15 protein-coding genes are annotated in these 16,066 nt (G+C 61.4%); 5 read left to right on the forward strand and 10 right to left on the reverse strand.

Going from position 1 to position 16,066, the window contains the following annotated elements:
- Window positions 1-50 precede the first annotated feature (50 nt).
- The 5 genes from WAB17_RS12195 to WAB17_RS12215 form a co-directional block, all read right to left on the reverse strand.
- Window positions 51-1,097, reverse strand: coding sequence for a TerC family protein (locus WAB17_RS12195; RefSeq protein WP_435417613.1), 1,047 nt, complete (start codon window positions 1,095-1,097; stop codon window positions 51-53).
- Between the two features lie 73 nt (window positions 1,098-1,170).
- Entirely contained in the window at window positions 1,171-2,157 is a 987-nt protein-coding gene (locus WAB17_RS12200; RefSeq protein ID WP_435417614.1) for a TerC family protein, read from the reverse strand.
- A 69-nt stretch (window positions 2,158-2,226) separates the two neighbouring features.
- Entirely contained in the window at window positions 2,227-2,397 is a 171-nt protein-coding gene (locus WAB17_RS12205; RefSeq protein ID WP_435417615.1) for a DUF465 domain-containing protein, read from the reverse strand.
- A 242-nt stretch (window positions 2,398-2,639) separates the two neighbouring features.
- Window positions 2,640-3,071: a response regulator gene (locus tag WAB17_RS12210; RefSeq protein ID WP_435417616.1), complete on the reverse strand. Its 432-nt coding sequence runs from the start codon at window positions 3,069-3,071 to the stop codon at window positions 2,640-2,642.
- Window positions 3,072-3,162: 91 nt separating this feature from the next.
- Window positions 3,163-6,012 (reverse strand): ATP-binding protein, encoded by a 2,850-nt coding sequence (locus WAB17_RS12215; protein WP_435417617.1) that lies wholly within the window; start codon window positions 6,010-6,012, stop codon window positions 3,163-3,165.
- A gap of 138 nt (window positions 6,013-6,150) precedes the next feature.
- Between WAB17_RS12215 and WAB17_RS12220 the strand changes: the two genes are divergently transcribed.
- Window positions 6,151-7,008 carry an AAA family ATPase gene (locus WAB17_RS12220; RefSeq protein ID WP_435417618.1) on the forward strand — a complete coding sequence of 286 codons (858 nt, stop codon included), beginning with the start codon at window positions 6,151-6,153 and terminating at the stop codon, window positions 7,006-7,008.
- Window position 7,009: 1 nt separating this feature from the next.
- On the opposite strand, the gene WAB17_RS12225 is transcribed toward WAB17_RS12220, so the two are convergent.
- Together WAB17_RS12225 and WAB17_RS12230 are read right to left on the reverse strand one after the other, a co-directional pair.
- Window positions 7,010-7,813, reverse strand: a complete 804-nt coding sequence (locus tag WAB17_RS12225; protein WP_435417619.1) for a L,D-transpeptidase family protein — start codon at window positions 7,811-7,813, stop codon at window positions 7,010-7,012.
- Window positions 7,814-8,027: 214 nt separating this feature from the next.
- Window positions 8,028-9,425, reverse strand: coding sequence for a methyl-accepting chemotaxis protein (locus WAB17_RS12230; protein ID WP_435417620.1), 1,398 nt, complete (start codon window positions 9,423-9,425; stop codon window positions 8,028-8,030).
- An 80-nt stretch (window positions 9,426-9,505) separates the two neighbouring features.
- On the opposite strand from WAB17_RS12230, the gene WAB17_RS12235 reads away from it, so the two are divergent.
- Both WAB17_RS12235 and WAB17_RS12240 read left to right on the forward strand, forming a co-directional pair.
- Window positions 9,506-10,690, forward strand: a complete 1,185-nt coding sequence (locus WAB17_RS12235; protein ID WP_435417621.1) for a vWA domain-containing protein — start codon at window positions 9,506-9,508, stop codon at window positions 10,688-10,690.
- Window positions 10,691-10,705: 15 nt separating this feature from the next.
- Window positions 10,706-11,089 carry a hypothetical protein gene (locus tag WAB17_RS12240; protein ID WP_435417622.1) on the forward strand — a complete coding sequence of 128 codons (384 nt, stop codon included), beginning with the start codon at window positions 10,706-10,708 and terminating at the stop codon, window positions 11,087-11,089.
- Window positions 11,090-11,142: 53 nt separating this feature from the next.
- Here the strand turns inward: WAB17_RS12240 and WAB17_RS12245 are convergent, their stop codons facing one another.
- The 3 genes from WAB17_RS12245 to WAB17_RS12255 form a co-directional block, all read right to left on the reverse strand.
- Window positions 11,143-12,435 (reverse strand): spinster family MFS transporter, encoded by a 1,293-nt coding sequence (locus WAB17_RS12245; protein ID WP_435417623.1) that lies wholly within the window; start codon window positions 12,433-12,435, stop codon window positions 11,143-11,145.
- Window positions 12,436-12,526: 91 nt separating this feature from the next.
- Window positions 12,527-13,732, reverse strand: coding sequence for an exo-beta-N-acetylmuramidase NamZ family protein (locus WAB17_RS12250; protein WP_435417624.1), 1,206 nt, complete (start codon window positions 13,730-13,732; stop codon window positions 12,527-12,529).
- Window positions 13,729-14,250, reverse strand: coding sequence for a hypothetical protein (locus tag WAB17_RS12255; RefSeq protein WP_435417625.1), 522 nt, complete (start codon window positions 14,248-14,250; stop codon window positions 13,729-13,731). Before WAB17_RS12255 ends, WAB17_RS12250 begins: the two co-directional genes overlap by 4 nt.
- A 79-nt stretch (window positions 14,251-14,329) precedes the next feature.
- Here WAB17_RS12255 and tyrS point away from each other — a divergent pair, with 79 nt between their 5' ends.
- Window positions 14,330-15,559, forward strand: coding sequence for a tyrosine--tRNA ligase (gene tyrS / locus WAB17_RS12260; RefSeq protein ID WP_435417626.1), 1,230 nt, complete (start codon window positions 14,330-14,332; stop codon window positions 15,557-15,559).
- A gap of 123 nt (window positions 15,560-15,682) precedes the next feature.
- The gene (locus WAB17_RS12265; RefSeq protein ID WP_435417627.1) at window positions 15,683-16,021 is read left to right on the forward strand and encodes a PilZ domain-containing protein; all 339 of its coding nucleotides are present in this window, start codon (window positions 15,683-15,685) and stop codon (window positions 16,019-16,021) included.
- Window positions 16,022-16,066 lie beyond the last annotated feature (45 nt).

Here is a 16,066-nt window from a genome sequence, read left to right on the forward strand (position 1 = left end):
AAGGGCCGGACCGCAATGCGATCCGGCCCTTCAATTTTTTCGGGGTGGTATCAGGCCTTATTGTCGGCCAGATCCTCCAGGTGATCCTTGACCTCTGCCGGCGTCTGTTCAGCCGGCCACTGCGGCTCCGGCTCGCCGCGGGTCTTCCACAGCGAGTAGAAGACTCCGGCGGCGATCAGGGCGGCCGTGACGCCGAGGCTGAGCAGCGGCGGGAACTTGGCGCCGCCCATGACGAAATCGGCCACGAAGATCTTCGAACCGATGAAGATCAGTACCGCTGCCAAGGCATACTTCAGGTAATGGAAGCGGTGGACCATGGCCGCCAACGCGAAATAGAGTGCCCGCAAGCCCAGGATGGCCATGATGTTGCTTGTGTAGACGATGAAAGTGTCCGTGGTGATGGCGAAGATCGCAGGGACGCTATCGACCGCGAAGACGAGGTCGGCGAGGTTGATCACGACCAGGGCTAGGAACAGCGGTGTGGCCGCTGTCACCAGCTTGCCGGTCTTGCTATCGGTCACCTTCACGAAGAACTTCTGGTCGTGCAGTTCCGGCGTCACCCGCATGTGGGTCGAAATCCAGCGGATGACCGGGTTTTTCGCGATGTCCATCGGTTCGTCGCCGGCGAAGAACATCTTGATGCCGGTGAAAATCAGGAAAGCGGCGAAAATGTAGAGCACCCAGTAGGCCTGGCTGACGAGAGCGGCGCCCCCGGCGATCATCAGGCCGCGCAGCACGATCACGGCAAGAATACCCCAGAGCAGGGCCCGGTACTGGTATTTCGGCGGGATGGCGAAATAGGTGAAGATCAGGCTGATCACGAAGACGTTGTCGATCGACAGCGCCTTTTCGATGAAGAAGCCGGTGTAGTATTGCATCCCGAGCTCGGCGCCGCGTTCGAACCAGATCCAGGCCCCGAACAGCAGCGCGACGCTGATGTAGAACGCGCTGAGCTTGAGCGATTCACCGATCCCCATCTCGCGGTCCTCGGTGTGCAGGACCCCGAGATCGAACGCTGTCAGGGCGGCTACCAGCCCGAGAAAGACCAGCCAGAACCAGGCCGGCGTGCCGAGCCAGTCGACGAATAGGAATTCCATGTTCTTTTTCCCTGTTCAAACAAGAAGCGCGACCGGGCACAGCCCGGCCGCGCAGGTTTATTCAAACCGACCGCTACATCAGCGCGCCGGTCGCATTCTGGTTCCGCGTTTTCCATAGCGACCAGCCAATTCCGGCCGCCAGGATTGCGAAGGTGATGCCCAGCGATACGGGCGGCGGTATCTTGCCGATGCCGAGAAGGTCCGCGACGAAGATCTTGGAGCCGATGAAGACCAGCAGCACGGCAAGCGCGTACTTCAGGTACTTGAACCGGTGCACCAGGGCGGCAAGCGCGAAGTAGAGCGCCCGCAAGCCGAGGATGGCAAAGATGTTCGAGGTATAGACGATAAACGGATCCGTGGTGATGGCGAAGATCGCCGGAACACTGTCGACTGCGAAAACGAGGTCGACGATCTCGATCATGATCAGCGCCAGGAACAGCGGCGTCATGAACCATGCCGGCTTGCCGTCCTTGGGATGCGGCTGCCTGACCCAGAACTTTTCGCCGTGCAGCTGGTCGGTCACGTTGAACCGGCGCCGCACCCATTTGAGTACCGGATTGGCCGCAACGTCATACTCCTTGTCGGCATTGCGCCACATCTGGATGCCGGTGAAGATCAGGAAGACAGCGAAGATATAGAGAACCCAGCCATATTGGCTGACGATGGTGGCGCCGAGGCCGATCATGATCGCGCGCAGGACGATCACGCCAAGTATGCCCCAGAACAGCACCCTGTGCTGGTACAAGCGCGGGACCGAGAAGTAGGTGAATATCATCGCGATGACGAAGACATTGTCCATCGCCAGGCTCTTCTCGATAACGAAGCCCGTTATGTATTCTATGCCCGAGGCTTCGCCCATGTACCACCAGACCCAGCCACCGAACGCGAGGCCGAGCGCGATGTAAACGGCGGAGAGAGTGAGCGATTCAGCAACGCCGATTTCCCGCTGTTCCTTGTGCAGGACGCCGAGATCGAGCACGAGTAGCGTAATGACAATGCCGAGGAAGGCCAGCCACATCCAGACCGGCTTGGTCAGCCATTCCACGAAGAGGAACTCCATTGTCTTTATCCCTGTTGCAGGCCCGCGGGCCCTGCAGGATGGTGAATCCGGCAGGGCCAGCGCAGGTCGTTAGCGTCGTCCGCGAATGCGGAGTTGGACAAGGCGGTCCTTGATCGCGAGCTTGAGTTTCTTGAGGCGGCTGATTTCGCCACCGTCGGGCTGCGGTCGAAGCTGCGCCAACCGAAGAAGTTCATCGAGGCGCTGGTGACGCTCCAGCAGGCGGAATTCCCGGTACGACATTCAATTGCTCCCTTCGAAACGGTTCTACGTTCGATCGGAAGCACCCCGCAGGGGCCGTCAGATGGGATTGGATGGAGAATATACTCCGGACCCATGCATCGGTGCTATCCGATGCGGTCCGACATCACGAGGCGCAATCCGGCAAATGCCGTCCTGTCGCCGCGCCAGAGGGGCCCGGTCCGCAGCGATGCTAATAAGAGAGGATCGGTCCGATTTCAAGGGGCTTGTATGGGCAGTAACGGTCAGACCGAGCGAACCGGCCCGGTTGCCCGGTTCCACGGGTCCGATACCACGGGTGCACAGGTGACCTTGTTCGCTATGAGATCCTCTGCCTGGAAGACCACCCAATCGGGGTCGGAATTCTTCGTGCAATAGAGATCGACCCGGGAATTGTCGGCGACATGGCGATCGTTTGGCGCCGACCTTGCAGTCAGCATGATGATGGGCAGCAGGCAGTATCGGTCCTTGGCCCTGAGCCGTCGCAGCACCTCTATACCGGTCACGCCCGGCATGAGGCAGTCAAGCACCAGGCAGTCGATCGGATAGACCTTGAGCGCAGGGAGGACGTCGATCCCGTCATTGACCACGTAAACCGAATGACCGGCCCGCTTGAAGGCTCCGCCGAAAATTGCCGCAGCCAGAGGATCGTCATCAGCGATAAGGATGGTAGACATGGCGCACTCCGTACCGGTCAAATCCGGTGTACCATCGCAATAATGAAGCTTCGGCGGAAACGGGATAAGGGTTAGCGCCTAGGGGACCGCTTCAGCACGGGTTCGCCAACACCAGCAGGTCGCGGGCCAGGGCCTTCATCTGGACCGGCGGGGCCTCGTGCCGAAGGGCAGCTTCCAGAGCGGCGGCGCGCGTGCCGAATTCCGCCTCGCCGAACTGTGCGGCGGTTCCGGTTATACTGTGCATGACCCGCTCCAGTTCGCGCCGGGCCGCGAGGCTGCAATCGCCGGCAAGGTAGCGTTCGACGCGTGCGATCGCCTGGGCGCGGTTGTCCAGCCACATGGCCATCAGCCGGTCGTCGTTCTGCACGGTCAAACGCGTCGGCGGCCTGGTTGCGCCGCCGGGGGGTGCGCGCAAGGCCCATCGGCTTGCGACCTGACGCAGGTCTTCGAACGACACCGGCTTGCCCAGGTGGTCCTGCATGCCTGCATCCACCGCTGCCCTTATGTCCTCCGGGAAGGTCGTCGCGCTAAGGGCCACTATGGGCACTTGCGCCGCGCCCACGCCTGCCGCGCGAATGGACCGCGCGGCCTCGCATCCGTCGCACTCCGGCATCTGGAGGTCCATCAGGACGAGATTGAACGGCTGACCGTTGTTAGTCGCCGCAAGGACAGTCGCAACAGCCTCGTTCCCATCTTCCGCGAGGACAACATCGTAGTCCAGTGCACTGAGCATCTCGAAGACAAGTTCACGGTTGATCGGGTTGTCATCAGCCACAAGGATCCGTTCGCGATTACGGGCCGCTCCATGCCGGCCGATCGCGGTACGGCCGGCAACCGCCCGGCGCCGTTCATGCTGCTTCACCAGCGGCAGGTCGAGAATGAATGTAGAGCCCGTGCCCGGCACTGACCGCACTGTAAGGGTTCCCCCCATCAGCCGCGCAAGATTGGCGCTGATCGAAAGCCCGAGGCCGGTACCGCCATATTTTTGCGTCGTATCTTCATTGCCCTGTTCGAAGGGCTCGAAAATCGCCTGCGCGTATTCCGGATCGATCCCGATGCCGGTGTCGGATACGGAAATCTGCATACGCTCTCCCTCGTTTGTCGCCTTGACCGTGATATGTCCCCGGGGCGTGAACTTGATGGCATTGCCGATGAGGTTGAGGAGAACCTGCCGAATCCGGTTCTGGTCGCCCAGGACCAGCAGGGGCAAGGAAAGGTCGACATCGCACCTGATCCGCAATCCCTTCTGCTCGGCAAGAGCCCGGTTTATGCTGACGCAGCTGCCCAGCAGGGAGGTCAGTTCCATCGGCTCCTTGCTCACGGCAAAAGTCCCGGACTCGATCTTCGACAGATCCAGGATGTCGTTGAGGATACGCATCATCGATCGACCGGACTCGACGATCAGTTCCATCTTGCGGTGCTGGTCGGGTTTTAGCGGGCTGTGCAGCAGCAGTTCCGCAAAGCCCAGGACCCCGTTCATGGGAGTGCGGATTTCATGGCTCATGTTGGCGAGGAAGCGGCCTTTGGCGGCAAGGGCATGCTCCGCCCGTCGAACGGCTTCGCTACGATCCTGCTCGAGCCGGACGAGTTCGGTGACGTCTCGCACATTTGCCACTACGGTCCCTGCAAAGGCAGAACTGCCTTCAGCAGTCTCGATGCATTTGCAGCGCGCCGAAAGGTACATGTCGGCGGCAGAAGTCGATCCCACCGGGCGGGGCGGGCGAGCAAAAGTGAGAGCGCTTATGTCACGCTCGCGCAGGAGACGGCGAACCATGGTGCGGGCCGCTGGCCGGTCGTCCCGCCCTACCAGTTGCAGGTAGGGAAGCCCCACCAGTTCTTCCCTCGACCTCGCAAAGAGGTTTTCCGCTGCGGCAGAGGCAAAGCTGCAGCGACCGCGCCGATCGAACGCCATTACGGCATCGGACGCATTGTCGGTCAGCATCGCCAACTGTGCTTCGCGCTCTGTCAGGTCGTGCAACGCCTTGCGTTTTTCGTTGAGCAAGGCGGCGACGGGAACTCCCATAAGAAGCACTGTCAGCAGGAATATTTCGAGCACGAGAATCTTGTGCCAGTCCCCCGCGACCAACGCCGCGATCGGGCCGAGGTCCTGTACTGTCGCGACGATTGCGATGATGGCAATTTTCGTCGTCGATACAGCCGCGCCCAAGGCGCCGTGGCGGAAGACATGCATGAGCACGATCGGCCCTGTCAGGAATAGCAGGGGATAGCGGGTCTGGACGAAAACCGCAGCGACGACGACTGTGCCGACTATCGTCGATATAGCCCAGTCTCGCAATTCGTGGCGCCGCGGAATGCGGAAATCCTTGCTCGCGTCGGCCAGTATCAGGAGGCTTGTTCCCGCAAGCATCATGCCCACTGCATCGGCAAGATACCAGCGCACGACCGTTTGCTGCCACGATGCGCTGTTGCTGCCGATCTCGACGATCCCGGCGATCGTCGCAGAGGCAATGGGAGCTATCAGGCCGGCAAAGAGAAGAAAGACAAGAATATCGGAGAACCGCTTGGGGTCGAAGCGTTGCGGGAAGGTTTTTCGGATGAGCGCGGTCGCGACGGCAATCTCGACGGCATTCGCCATGGAGAGGCCCATTGCCCGCAACACGCTGTCGCCGAGGCAGAAATCGACGAGCAGGTTGGCGGAAAAGATGCCGATAAGTGTCTGGGCGATGGGCAGATCCCGTCGCATGACCAGTGCGACAACAACTATCGCATTCGGCACCCAGATGGCGGCGATCCGCCCGTCGAGCTTGCTGAAATGAATACCGGCCGCTGCCGCCAGCGCGAAAATCGCAGTCAGCAAGGCGATCGCCAGCCAGCGTTCGCGCATCCCCGCCCTGCCGGTCGGGTCGATGCCGGCCGGAGCAGGCAGGAAGGTCGTATCCAGGAGCCGGTGTGGTCGCATTCCGGCACATTGGGCCGACATTCGTATCGGGGTCTTTGTCGCTGCCCTCTGTGATACCCCGTAATCGCGACAGGCCACCCGGGTGCTGTCAGTTTCGCCCTTGCCCCGCCCTCGCCGCTTCCCTAACGCTCACGTAAAGCAAGTTGCATAGGGAAACCCATGGCCGACACTCCGAAGCGCTTCGAAGGCACCAGCTCCTATATCGCCACCGATGACCTCAAGGTCGCCGTGGATGCGGCAGTGACGCTGCGCCGCCCGCTGCTGGTCAAGGGGGAGCCGGGTACCGGCAAGACCGTGCTGGCCCACGAAATCGCCAAGGCTATCAATGCCCCCTTGATTGAATGGGGCATCAAGTCGACCACCAAGGCCCAGCAGGGCCTCTATGAATACGATGCGGTCGCCCGCCTGCGCGACGGCCAGCTCGGCGACGAGCGCGTCCATGACATTTCGAATTACATCAAGAAGGGCAAGCTGTGGGAGGCTTTCACCTCTCCCCAGCTCCCCGTCCTGCTGATCGACGAGATCGACAAGGCCGATATCGAGTTTCCGAACGACCTGTTGCAGGAACTCGATCGCATGTCGTTCTATGTGTACGAAACGCATGAAACGATCACGGCAGTCGAGCGCCCGATCGTCGTGATCACCTCGAACAACGAAAAGGAACTGCCCGACGCCTTCCTGCGCCGCTGCTTCTTCCACTACATCAAATTTCCCGATCGCGAGACGATGCAGGACATCATCGACGTGCATTTCCCCGGCATCCAGAAGATGCTGGTGAAGAAGGCGATGGATGTCTTCTACGAAATTCGCGAAGTGCCGGGCCTGAAGAAGAAGCCTTCGACCAGCGAATTGCTCGACTGGCTCAAGTTGCTGCTGAACGAGGATATGCCGCTCGAGGTGTTGCAGGATGCCAATCCGAACAGTGCGATCCCGCCGCTGCATGGCGCGCTGCTCAAGAACGAACAGGACGTAATGCTGTTCGAACGTCTTGCCTTCATGGCGCGGCGGCAGAGCTAGGTCAGCTCACTGCGAAGCAGGCGATCCCTGCCTGTTTCATCGCCGTGCATCTTGCGTGCGCATCTGCGGAATAGGCGCGCAAGCGATAGAAGCCCTGTCCGCCGACCACTGCGTGTTCGATCGCGCGTCGCATCTCGCCGATCTCGGGGCGCTGCCTCACGAGCGATTCCCAGAGCGAAGATGCCTCTGCCGACGATAACGCGGCAGCTAGCTGGATGCCCTGTTCGCCCTCTCGGGGCGTTCCAGTCCTGCCGGGATCGGGTGGCCGTGCCTTTGCGAGCCGGGCACCTTCGGCAAGCCTGATCGCCTCCGCCCATTTGGGATCGAGCACAGCCGGGTCGATGGGAATTGTCCCGCCGGTGGTTCTGGCGAGCCGAAGCGCTTCCTGCCCCGTGCCCACCGGTTCATCGGTGACGATCACCCCGGTCGTGGTGAACCCGGTCAGGTCGAACAGCTCCTTCGCAAAATCGGCCGGCAACCGGATGCAACCGTGCGAAGCAGGGTAACCGGGTACATGCCCGGCATGGATGGCAATGCCGTCCCACGTCAGTCGCTGCATGAAGGGCATCGGCGCATTGCTGTAGACGTTGGAGCGGTGGAAGGTCTTTTTCTGCAGTATTGCGAAGACACCGGATGGCGTCTCCTTGCCCTTCTTGCCGGTCGAAACCGGACTGCTGCGCCAAAGTGCGCCATTGGCAAAGACATGCATCTGCTGAGATGGCTTGCTGACGATTACGACGACGCCGGTCTGCAACGCGTCGGCAAAAGTTTTTTCCGGCGGCGGTTCAGGCGTGGCAGCCGCCACGGGTTTGGGCGGAACTGGCCTTGGAGGTATCTCTTGAGCAGGAACGATCAGGCTCGACAGCATGATCCATACTGTTACCCAGCCTGCCGTCCTCCCGATATTCTGCACCGCCCCCTCCGTTAGTCCGCTCGGCTAACAGGTTAGGTGCTCGCCCCTATGGCATCAAGTGCGGCTTTTCTACGATGCCCCGCTCGGGAACAGCTTGGCGCTTGGCTCAGAAAGCGTAGGCGAGCTCGGAATCGCCCCACCGACGTCCGTTGATCACTAGCGGCACGTAGACGTTGCGGACAACTTCGTAGCGTTTCCCATCGCCTTCCTGGCGATAGACCGCCATCATGAAGGGATCGGTGCTCTGTTTGGCTTTGAGGTCGATGGCACCGAAGAGAATGCGCCCGTTGCGGCAGTACTTGGTGTCATGCGCCAAGTCGCCAGTGGGACGGCGCGATCGCTCGGAAATGTGGGTGGGCAGGAAGCCGTTCATGTCTGCCGGGGAGGCGATCTTCACGGCCCCCGCTTCTGCCACCATGGCATCGAGAATGGGGCGCCAATTGCGATCAGCCCAGTCGCTCAGACGTGTTCTGTAAAGTTCCGGATTGCTGCCCGGGACCAGCTGGTAATCCTGATCGAAAAGGTCGTCCATCCGGAGTGCCCCGGAAGCTATTGCCTCTTCGGCGATGGACGCGAGACGTTCGGCATGGGCCTGCGCCTTCGCAACCATTTCGCTGTCGCGCGGCGACAGCCCGGCCTTTACGATACTGTCGAACATCTCGCTGGCGGTAAGTTCGAGGTCTTCCATCCGCTCGTGCGCGCTTTGCAGTTTGCGTTCATTGGCCAGCGCCGCCGTATCGAAGCTGACCAGCACATCCTGAACCTTGGTAACATGACTGCTGATGGTGCCGGTTGCGCGAGCGATCTGATCGTTCTGGCGGTCGACTTCCTCGACCAGTTCGGACACGCCCGAAAGCGTGTCCTCAATCTTCGCGACCGATTCCTTCGCCTCGGAGGAAGCCGCAGCGCCGCCTTCGATCTGTCCGATGACGGCCCTCGCCTCACCCTCGAGGGTTTCGATGGTGCGCGAAATCTCCTCGGTCGCCTTGCGGGTGGCGCCGGCCAGGCTCTTCACTTCCTCTGCTACAACGGCGAATGCACGGCCGGCTTCGCCTGCACGCATGGCTTCGATTGTCGCATTAAGGGCCAGGATATTGGTCGTCTCGGCAATATCCTCGATCCGCTGCGAACTGCGCTTCACTTGCTCCATCGCGGATGCAAAGCCGGTGACATGACGCGTCAGCGTCTCGACAAGGTCGAGCAAGTTGGTGATCTGGGATAGAGACGAACGGATCAGCGCATTCCCGTCGCCCAGGCGCGCAATCGCCCTTTCCGACAGCAGCCTGGCCTCGTCGCTCGCTTCGCTGACGCGGGCCTGATCTGCTTCCAGCGCGGCTATGGTCCCGTGCAGTGCCGTGTGCTCCTCGCGCAGCTTTTCCGACGACTGGATGACGGCTTCGACCACCCCGGCGACATCGGTGCAGCCGACGGTCACGTCGCCGCACTTGGCCGGAATCAGGTCCAGCGCGCTCTGGTCAGCGGAGACAATCTTGCTAAGTTCCATGCGATCCCTCAAAGCTTGTTCTGCTCGCCTAGAGGCACATGGTTACCATGACGTAAAACAGGCTGGAAAAGGCTGCCGGGATGTTCTTCAATTTCATCGACGAGCTGCGCGAGGCCGGGATCGGGGCCAGCTTTAAGGAACATCTCGTCCTGCTGGAAGCGCTCGACAGGGATGTCATCGAGCAGACGCCCGAGGCGTTCTACTATCTGTCCCGCGCCACCTTCGTGAAGGACGAAGGCATGCTCGACCGGTTCGATCAGGTCTTCAACAAGGTCTTCAAGGGGCTGCTGACGGACTACGGCCAGAACCCGGTCGACATTCCCGAGGACTGGCTCAAGGCGGTGGCAGAGAAGTTCCTGACCGAAGAGGAAATGGCCGCGATCGAGAAGCTCGGTAGCTGGGACGAGATCATGGAGACGCTGAAGAAGCGGCTCGAGGAGCAGGAAAAGCGCCACCAGGGCGGCAACAAGTGGATCGGCACCGGCGGCACATCGCCCTTCGGCAATTCCGGCTACAATCCGGAAGGGGTGCGGATCGGCGGTGAGAGCAAGCACAAACGCGCCGTAAAGGTCTGGGAAAAGCGCGAATTCAAGAATCTCGACAACACCAAGGAACTGGGCACGCGCAATATCAAGATGGCGCTGCGCCGCCTGCGCCGCTTCGCCCGCGAAGGAGCGCAGGACCAGCTGGATATCGACGCGACGATCGAAGGCACCGCCAAGCAAGGGTGGCTAGACATCCACATGCGCGCCGAGCGCAGGAATGCGGTCAAGCTGCTGCTATTTCTCGATGTCGGCGGGTCGATGGACCCCTTCATCAAGCTGTGCGAGGAACTCTTCAGCGCGGCGACGACCGAGTTCAAGAACCTGGAGTTCTTCTACTTCCACAACTGTCTCTACGAAGGCGTGTGGAAGGACAACAAGCGTCGCTGGCAGGAACGCACCAAGACATGGGACGTGCTGCATAAATACGGCCACGATTACAAGATCGTATTCGTCGGCGACGCGGCGATGAGCCCATACGAGATTACCCACCCCGGCGGCAGTGTCGAGCATATGAACGAGGAAGCGGGCGCGGTGTGGATGCAGCGCGTGACCAACACCTATCCGGCGACGGTATGGCTCAATCCGGTGCCGGAAAAGCAGTGGGGATACTCACAGAGCACCAAGATCATCAAGCAGCTGGTGGGCGACCGGATGTATCCGCTGACACTTGACGGTCTCGACGATGCAATGCGAGAATTGAGCCGCAAACACGGACAATAATCAGGGAGATCTTCCATGTGCCGGATCGCCTACATTTCCGCCGCTCTGGCCCTTGCGGGTGCTACCGATCTGGAGAATGGCACGGTTGTGGCTCCGTCCTTCGATAATCCTGCTTACGTCACACCCAACGGCCCATGGAAAGAGGTGCCGGCAACCGATTTCGATGAGGCCAAGAAATGCGCCGACACAATCCGCGAAGCAAGGGACAGTGCAGGCCTGCCTGCGCTCGACAGGCGTACGGCTGCGCCTGATAAGCCAGAATTGATCTGGGCGGTCGATCATCGGCGCGACGGATGCGGCGTGCTCGTAATGCGTGGTGACCCGCAAGATATTCGCCCCATCCCCGAACCTGCTGATGACGCAACCATCATTCCTGCCGGGTCGGGCGAACAGTATTGATGATACACACGAAGTTCTTGCAGCCGCAGTGACTCTTGCGGTCTTTGCGTCCGTCAACCTTTCCGATCGAGTTCGGCGTTTAGCCTGAGGCTTGCGCGCCAGAAGAAGAATGCCGGGATAAACCCGAGCCATGCGGCGCCGAAAAGAACCCAGCGGACGCTTTCGGTGCCAGCCATGGGCTGGAGCCAGTCCGACAGCGCGCCGAACACGAATGGGCCGAGCCCGAGGCCGATCAGGTTCTGCCCGAACAGCATTACCGAGGCGGCAACGGCGCGCAGTTCCTTGCGCACCAGCCCCTGTACGCAGGCGTAGGCTGGCCCGTAGTAGGCCGCGTTCAGGATTGTCGGAACGAGGATCAGCAGCCCTGCCACCCACCAGACGGGCGCGCCATATCCGAAGAACTGGATTGGCGCGGCGATGGCCATGCCCACGGCAGGAAGCGTCAAGATATGACGACGGTTCGTCTGGCCGAAGCGATCCGCCGCCCATCCTCCCAACCAGGTTCCGAACACGCCCGCAATGCCCAGTGTGACCGAGCCGATCAGCCCCACTTCGGTGGTGGTCATGCCGTGGCTGCGGATGAACAGCGACAGGGTCCAGAGGCCCTTGCCGTAGCTGAGGAAGGCCGCGAAGGAGGCGGCGAAGAGCAGCAGTACATAGGCTCGCGAGGTGAAGACCTCGGCGATCGCCTCGCGGACCGGCATAGGCGGTGGACCGACCGGCACGGCATCACCCTTGACCAGTCCCAGGCGGCGTGGCTCGCGTAGCAGCAAGGGCAGCAGCAGCGCGAGCAGGATGCCGGGAGCGCCGACAAGCATCAGCGCCGCACGCCAGCCCCAGATGTCGTTCACTACCCCGCCAATGACGAGACCCAGGAGAGTTCCGATCGGTACGCCCATGCCATAGAAGGCGATGGCGGACGCCCGCTTCTCCGGCGCAACCGCATCGCTGATCAGGCTGTGCGCGGCTGGCGTGCATCCAGCCTCGCCGACGCCGACACCGATCCTCGCCAAGGCCATCTGCCAGAAATTCTGGGCGAAGCCGCAGATCACCGTCATCCCTGACCAGACCACAAGCGATACCGAAATCAGTGAAATCCGGTTGGTGCCGGAGCGATCGGCATACCGCGCGATGGGAATTCCAAGAACGGCATAGAACACGGCGAAAGCGGGGCCAGCGAGGAGCCCCAGCTGGGTATCGCTGAGCCCCAACTCGCCCTTGATCGGCTCGGCCAGGATGTTGAGGATCTGGCGATCGAGGAAGTTGAGGATGTAGACCAACAACAGGACCCACAGGGTCAGGCGAACCGAGGGTGCGGTATCGGCTGTGCGCGTCGCTGCGGTCATATTGCGGGGTCTCTCCTCATGCGCGGATGTATCCGTCGCGAAAAGAGAAGGTTGCCGACGCTGGCAGCTTCGTCAACACTCAAGCGCCCGGTCAATAGAGCAAATGCTCCCGCACCCCGGCGATCCATGCCGCTTCGTCGACCGTTGCAAGCGCGTCGAGATCGTGCGGAGTGGAGGCTTGATCGTCGACCCATTCGCGAAGGGCCGGACCACCATTGATAACATCGATTGCCAAAACACCCTCGGTGTATTCGTACTTGAAGTCGGTGCCGCGCCAGATCGGGTAATCGGGATACAGGTTGCGGATCGCCTTGAAGGCAAGCGCCTGCAGTCGCCATGGACGGAACGCATCGTGCCGGTAATGCGGGCCTTCGGCATGGATCATGAGGGCCTGGCAGAGGCTTCCCCGGTGTTTGTGGAAGGTCGGCTCGAACCAGCATTCGCGGATCGCGCAGCCGGCAAGCCAGTCGGGTGCCAATTTCGCCATCTGCGCGTGCACTGCGCGCGCGTCGATATCGGGCGCGCCGAACAGGACCTCAAGGGGGCGGGTTGTCCCCCTGCCCTCGCTCAACGTCGCGCCCTCGATCATCACGGTGCCGGCGTAGGCGCGGGCCATGTTCAGGCTGGCGGCGTTGGGCGACGGGTTGATCCAGATGCGGCTGTCCGGCCAGCCGAAACCGGGGGCGGATTCCGGCAGCCAGTAATGCATGTCAATGACCCGGTAATCGATATCGAGCCCGAAATGCCGGATGAACCAATGGCCCATTTCGCCCATGGTCAATCCGTGCCGCATCGGCATCGGCGCCGCCCCGACAAAACTTTCGTGGCCCGGCACCAGCAACGTTCCTTCGACGGGGCGACCGGCAGGGTTTGGCCGGTCGAGGACCCAGACGGTCTTTCCGTGCTTCGCAGCCTCCTCGAGAAGGTAGAGCAGCGTGGTGACGAATGTGTAGATGCGGCAGCCCAGGTCCTGCAGGTCGAACAGGAAAACGTCGGCTGTGGACATCATCTGCCCGGTGGGACGGCGCACTTCGCCGTACAGGCTGAACACCGGAATGCCGTAAACGGGATCCGTTTCGTCGGCCGTTTCGACCATGTTGTCCTGCTTGTCGCCCTTGAGCCCGTGTTGCGGGCCGAAAGCGCTGGTGACGTTGACGCCGGCGGCAATCAGCGCATCGAGACTGTGCGTCAGATCGGCCGTCACGGATGCCGGATGAGCCACCAGCGCCACGCGTTTTCCTTCGAGCGGCTTGCGCAGTTCGGGCTCGCCAAGAAGGCGGTCGATGCCGAACTTCATCGGTCCTGCTCCAGAGTGAGCGCCCGGCAGACCGTGCTGTGGAACTCCGGCTTGCCGTCTTCGAATGCGAGCGCCCAGAACTGGATGTTGCCGTGCCTGTCCTCGACGATGGCGTTAAGGGCAACAGCGGCGGGAAGAGGCAACTCGCTAGCGATGTCGGCCGCCAGATGCAGTTCGTGATTGTTGGCCGAGAGCGCAATCGCGATGGCGCCAACCGGCGCATCGCGGCTGTTGAGCCGGAAATCGTCGAAGTCATAGCACGCCCAGCGTGATGACGGGCTGAGATTGAACTCGCGATAATAGGTGTCGCCGGCCGGTTGCCAGAATATCTCGAAGCAGGTCGTCTTCCAGAGATAGTCGGTTCGCAGGGATTGCGCCGGCTCCGGGACCTTGATGGCCGTTATGTCGCCCTCGAACCGGAAATCGGCCCGGCACCCCTGCGATGTTGCAAGGATGGTGGCGGAAACGCGCTTTATCGGCCCCGGCGTGCAATCGGGGTGAAGGACCAGTTCATGCATGGCTTTCGTATTGCCTGCGCCCCGCCCTCCCCGCAAGTGACTTGGACGGGCTTCTCCCCCCTGCTAGGGCCCGCCCACCATGCAGACCTTCGAATCCGATCTTCTTCGCCTCCTCGACGAGCGGGGCTACATCCACCAGCAAACCGATGCGGCCGGCCTGGACGCTCTGGCCGCGCGCCAGGTGGTGCCGGGCTACATCGGGTTCGACGCGACCGCGCCTTCGCTCCATGTCGGCAACCTCGTGTCCATCATGCTGCTCCGCCGGCTCCAGCAGGCCGGTCACAAGCCGGTAGTAGTCATGGGCGGAGGCACCACCCGCATCGGGGATCCCACCGGCAAGGATGAAGTCCGCAAGATGCTGACTGACGAGGCGATCGAAGCGAACATCGCCTCGATCCGGACTGCGTTCGAGCGGTTCCTGACGTTCGGCGACGGTCCGACCGATGCGGTGATGGTCAATAACCACGACTGGCTCGGCCAGCTGGGTTACATCGAGATGCTGCAAAAGGTCGGCACCCATTTCACCGTCAACCGCATGCTGTCGTTCGATTCGGTAAAGCTCCGGCTCGAGCGCGAGCAGCCGATGACTTTCCTCGAATTCAACTACATGATCCTGCAAGGCTACGATTTCCGTCATCTCTGCCAGACCATGGGCGTGCGGCTGCAAATGGGTGGCAGCGACCAGTGGGGGAACATCGTCAACGGAGTCGAGCTCAGCCGCAGGATGGACGGGGTGGAAGTCTTCGGCCTGACGACGCCGCTCATCACCAAGGCTGACGGCAGCAAGATGGGCAAGTCCGTTTCGGGGGCCGTGTGGCTGAACGAGGCGCAGTTGCCGAGCTACGACTACTGGCAGTTCTGGCGCAATACCGACGATCGCGACGTAGGCAAGTTCCTGCGCCTGTTTACCGACTTGCCGATTGAAGAAATCAGTCGCCTCGAATCCTTGCAGGGCAGTGCTATCAACGATGCCAAGATCGCACTGGCCAATGCCGCCACTGCGCTGTGCCGGGGCGAGGAAGCGGCCCGTTCGGCTGCGGCGACCGCACTGGCGACCTTTGCCGGGGGCGGTGCCGGCGGCGACCTGCCCGGCCTTGCCGTCGGACCGGCGGGAATGGCGCTGACCGCGGTGCTGACGGGCCTCGGGTTCACGGCATCGAACGGCGAGGCCAAGCGGAAAATCTCCGAAGGAGCGATCAGGCTGGACGGGGAAACCGTATCGGACCCGGTATTCATCGTGACAGTGCCTGAAGGCGAAGAGCGCAAACTCAGCCTCGGCAAGAAAAGACACGCAATTCTTACCCGGTAACCCCGCAAGCGCCGCAGAAATCAGCCGAAATGTGCCAAATCAGGACATGCGCGCTTAACCGAAAATTGGCGATTTTTCATTATTTCGAAACTCCGAACCAAAGCTACGGAGGGTCGTCCAAACATGGCAAACGGAGCTCAGCTCTCGGTAACCGATCAGCGCCGCGCGACGCGGCACCCGGTCGATTTCCCGGTCATTGCCGAACATCATTCGCACGGCGACCTGAAGATGCACATCAGCAATCTTTCAGCGCATGGCTACATGATCGACAACGCCCAGGGCCTGTCCCGGGGGGATCGCGTGATTGTTCGTCTGCCCGTTATCGGCCGTATCGAGGCCTATTGCATCTGGGTGCGCGAAAACCGCGCCGGATTCCAGTTCGAGCGGATTATCCGGCTGGACGATTTCGTGAGCATCATCGACGAACTTCAGCCGAACCCGCGCCTTCGCCGTCCGCGCTAGGCCGGTCACCGCCTAAAGAACAACTTGCTTCCCTCGCACCGGCGC

It is taken from the genome of Parerythrobacter aurantius, from assembly GCF_045291475.1.
In the GTDB taxonomy this organism is placed as follows: Bacteria; Pseudomonadota; Alphaproteobacteria; order Sphingomonadales; family Sphingomonadaceae; genus Parerythrobacter; species Parerythrobacter aurantius.

Excerpts from the sequence above, each read along its gene's own strand:
- WAB17_RS12230 (WP_435417620.1), bottom strand. The coding sequence starts at position 9,425 with ATGGAACTTAGCAAGATTGTCTCCGCTGACCAGAGCGCGCTGGACCTG.
- WAB17_RS12250 (WP_435417624.1), bottom strand. The coding sequence starts at position 13,732 with ATGAAGTTCGGCATCGACCGCCTTCTTGGCGAGCCCGAACTGCGCAAG.
- WAB17_RS12210 (WP_435417616.1), bottom strand. The coding sequence starts at position 3,071 with ATGTCTACCATCCTTATCGCTGATGACGATCCTCTGGCTGCGGCAATT.
- WAB17_RS12195 (WP_435417613.1), bottom strand. The coding sequence starts at position 1,097 with ATGGAATTCCTATTCGTCGACTGGCTCGGCACGCCGGCCTGGTTCTGG.
- WAB17_RS12265 (WP_435417627.1), top strand. The coding sequence starts at position 15,683 with ATGGCAAACGGAGCTCAGCTCTCGGTAACCGATCAGCGCCGCGCGACG.
- WAB17_RS12200 (WP_435417614.1), bottom strand. The coding sequence starts at position 2,157 with ATGGAGTTCCTCTTCGTGGAATGGCTGACCAAGCCGGTCTGGATGTGG.
- WAB17_RS12255 (WP_435417625.1), bottom strand. The coding sequence starts at position 14,250 with ATGCATGAACTGGTCCTTCACCCCGATTGCACGCCGGGGCCGATAAAG.
- WAB17_RS12235 (WP_435417621.1), top strand. The coding sequence starts at position 9,506 with ATGTTCTTCAATTTCATCGACGAGCTGCGCGAGGCCGGGATCGGGGCC.
- WAB17_RS12205 (WP_435417615.1), bottom strand. The coding sequence starts at position 2,397 with ATGTCGTACCGGGAATTCCGCCTGCTGGAGCGTCACCAGCGCCTCGAT.
- WAB17_RS12220 (WP_435417618.1), top strand. The coding sequence starts at position 6,151 with ATGGCCGACACTCCGAAGCGCTTCGAAGGCACCAGCTCCTATATCGCC.
- WAB17_RS12245 (WP_435417623.1), bottom strand. The coding sequence starts at position 12,435 with ATGACCGCAGCGACGCGCACAGCCGATACCGCACCCTCGGTTCGCCTG.
- WAB17_RS12240 (WP_435417622.1), top strand. The coding sequence starts at position 10,706 with ATGTGCCGGATCGCCTACATTTCCGCCGCTCTGGCCCTTGCGGGTGCT.
- tyrS (WP_435417626.1), top strand. The coding sequence starts at position 14,330 with ATGCAGACCTTCGAATCCGATCTTCTTCGCCTCCTCGACGAGCGGGGC.
- WAB17_RS12215 (WP_435417617.1), bottom strand. The coding sequence starts at position 6,012 with ATGTCGGCCCAATGTGCCGGAATGCGACCACACCGGCTCCTGGATACG.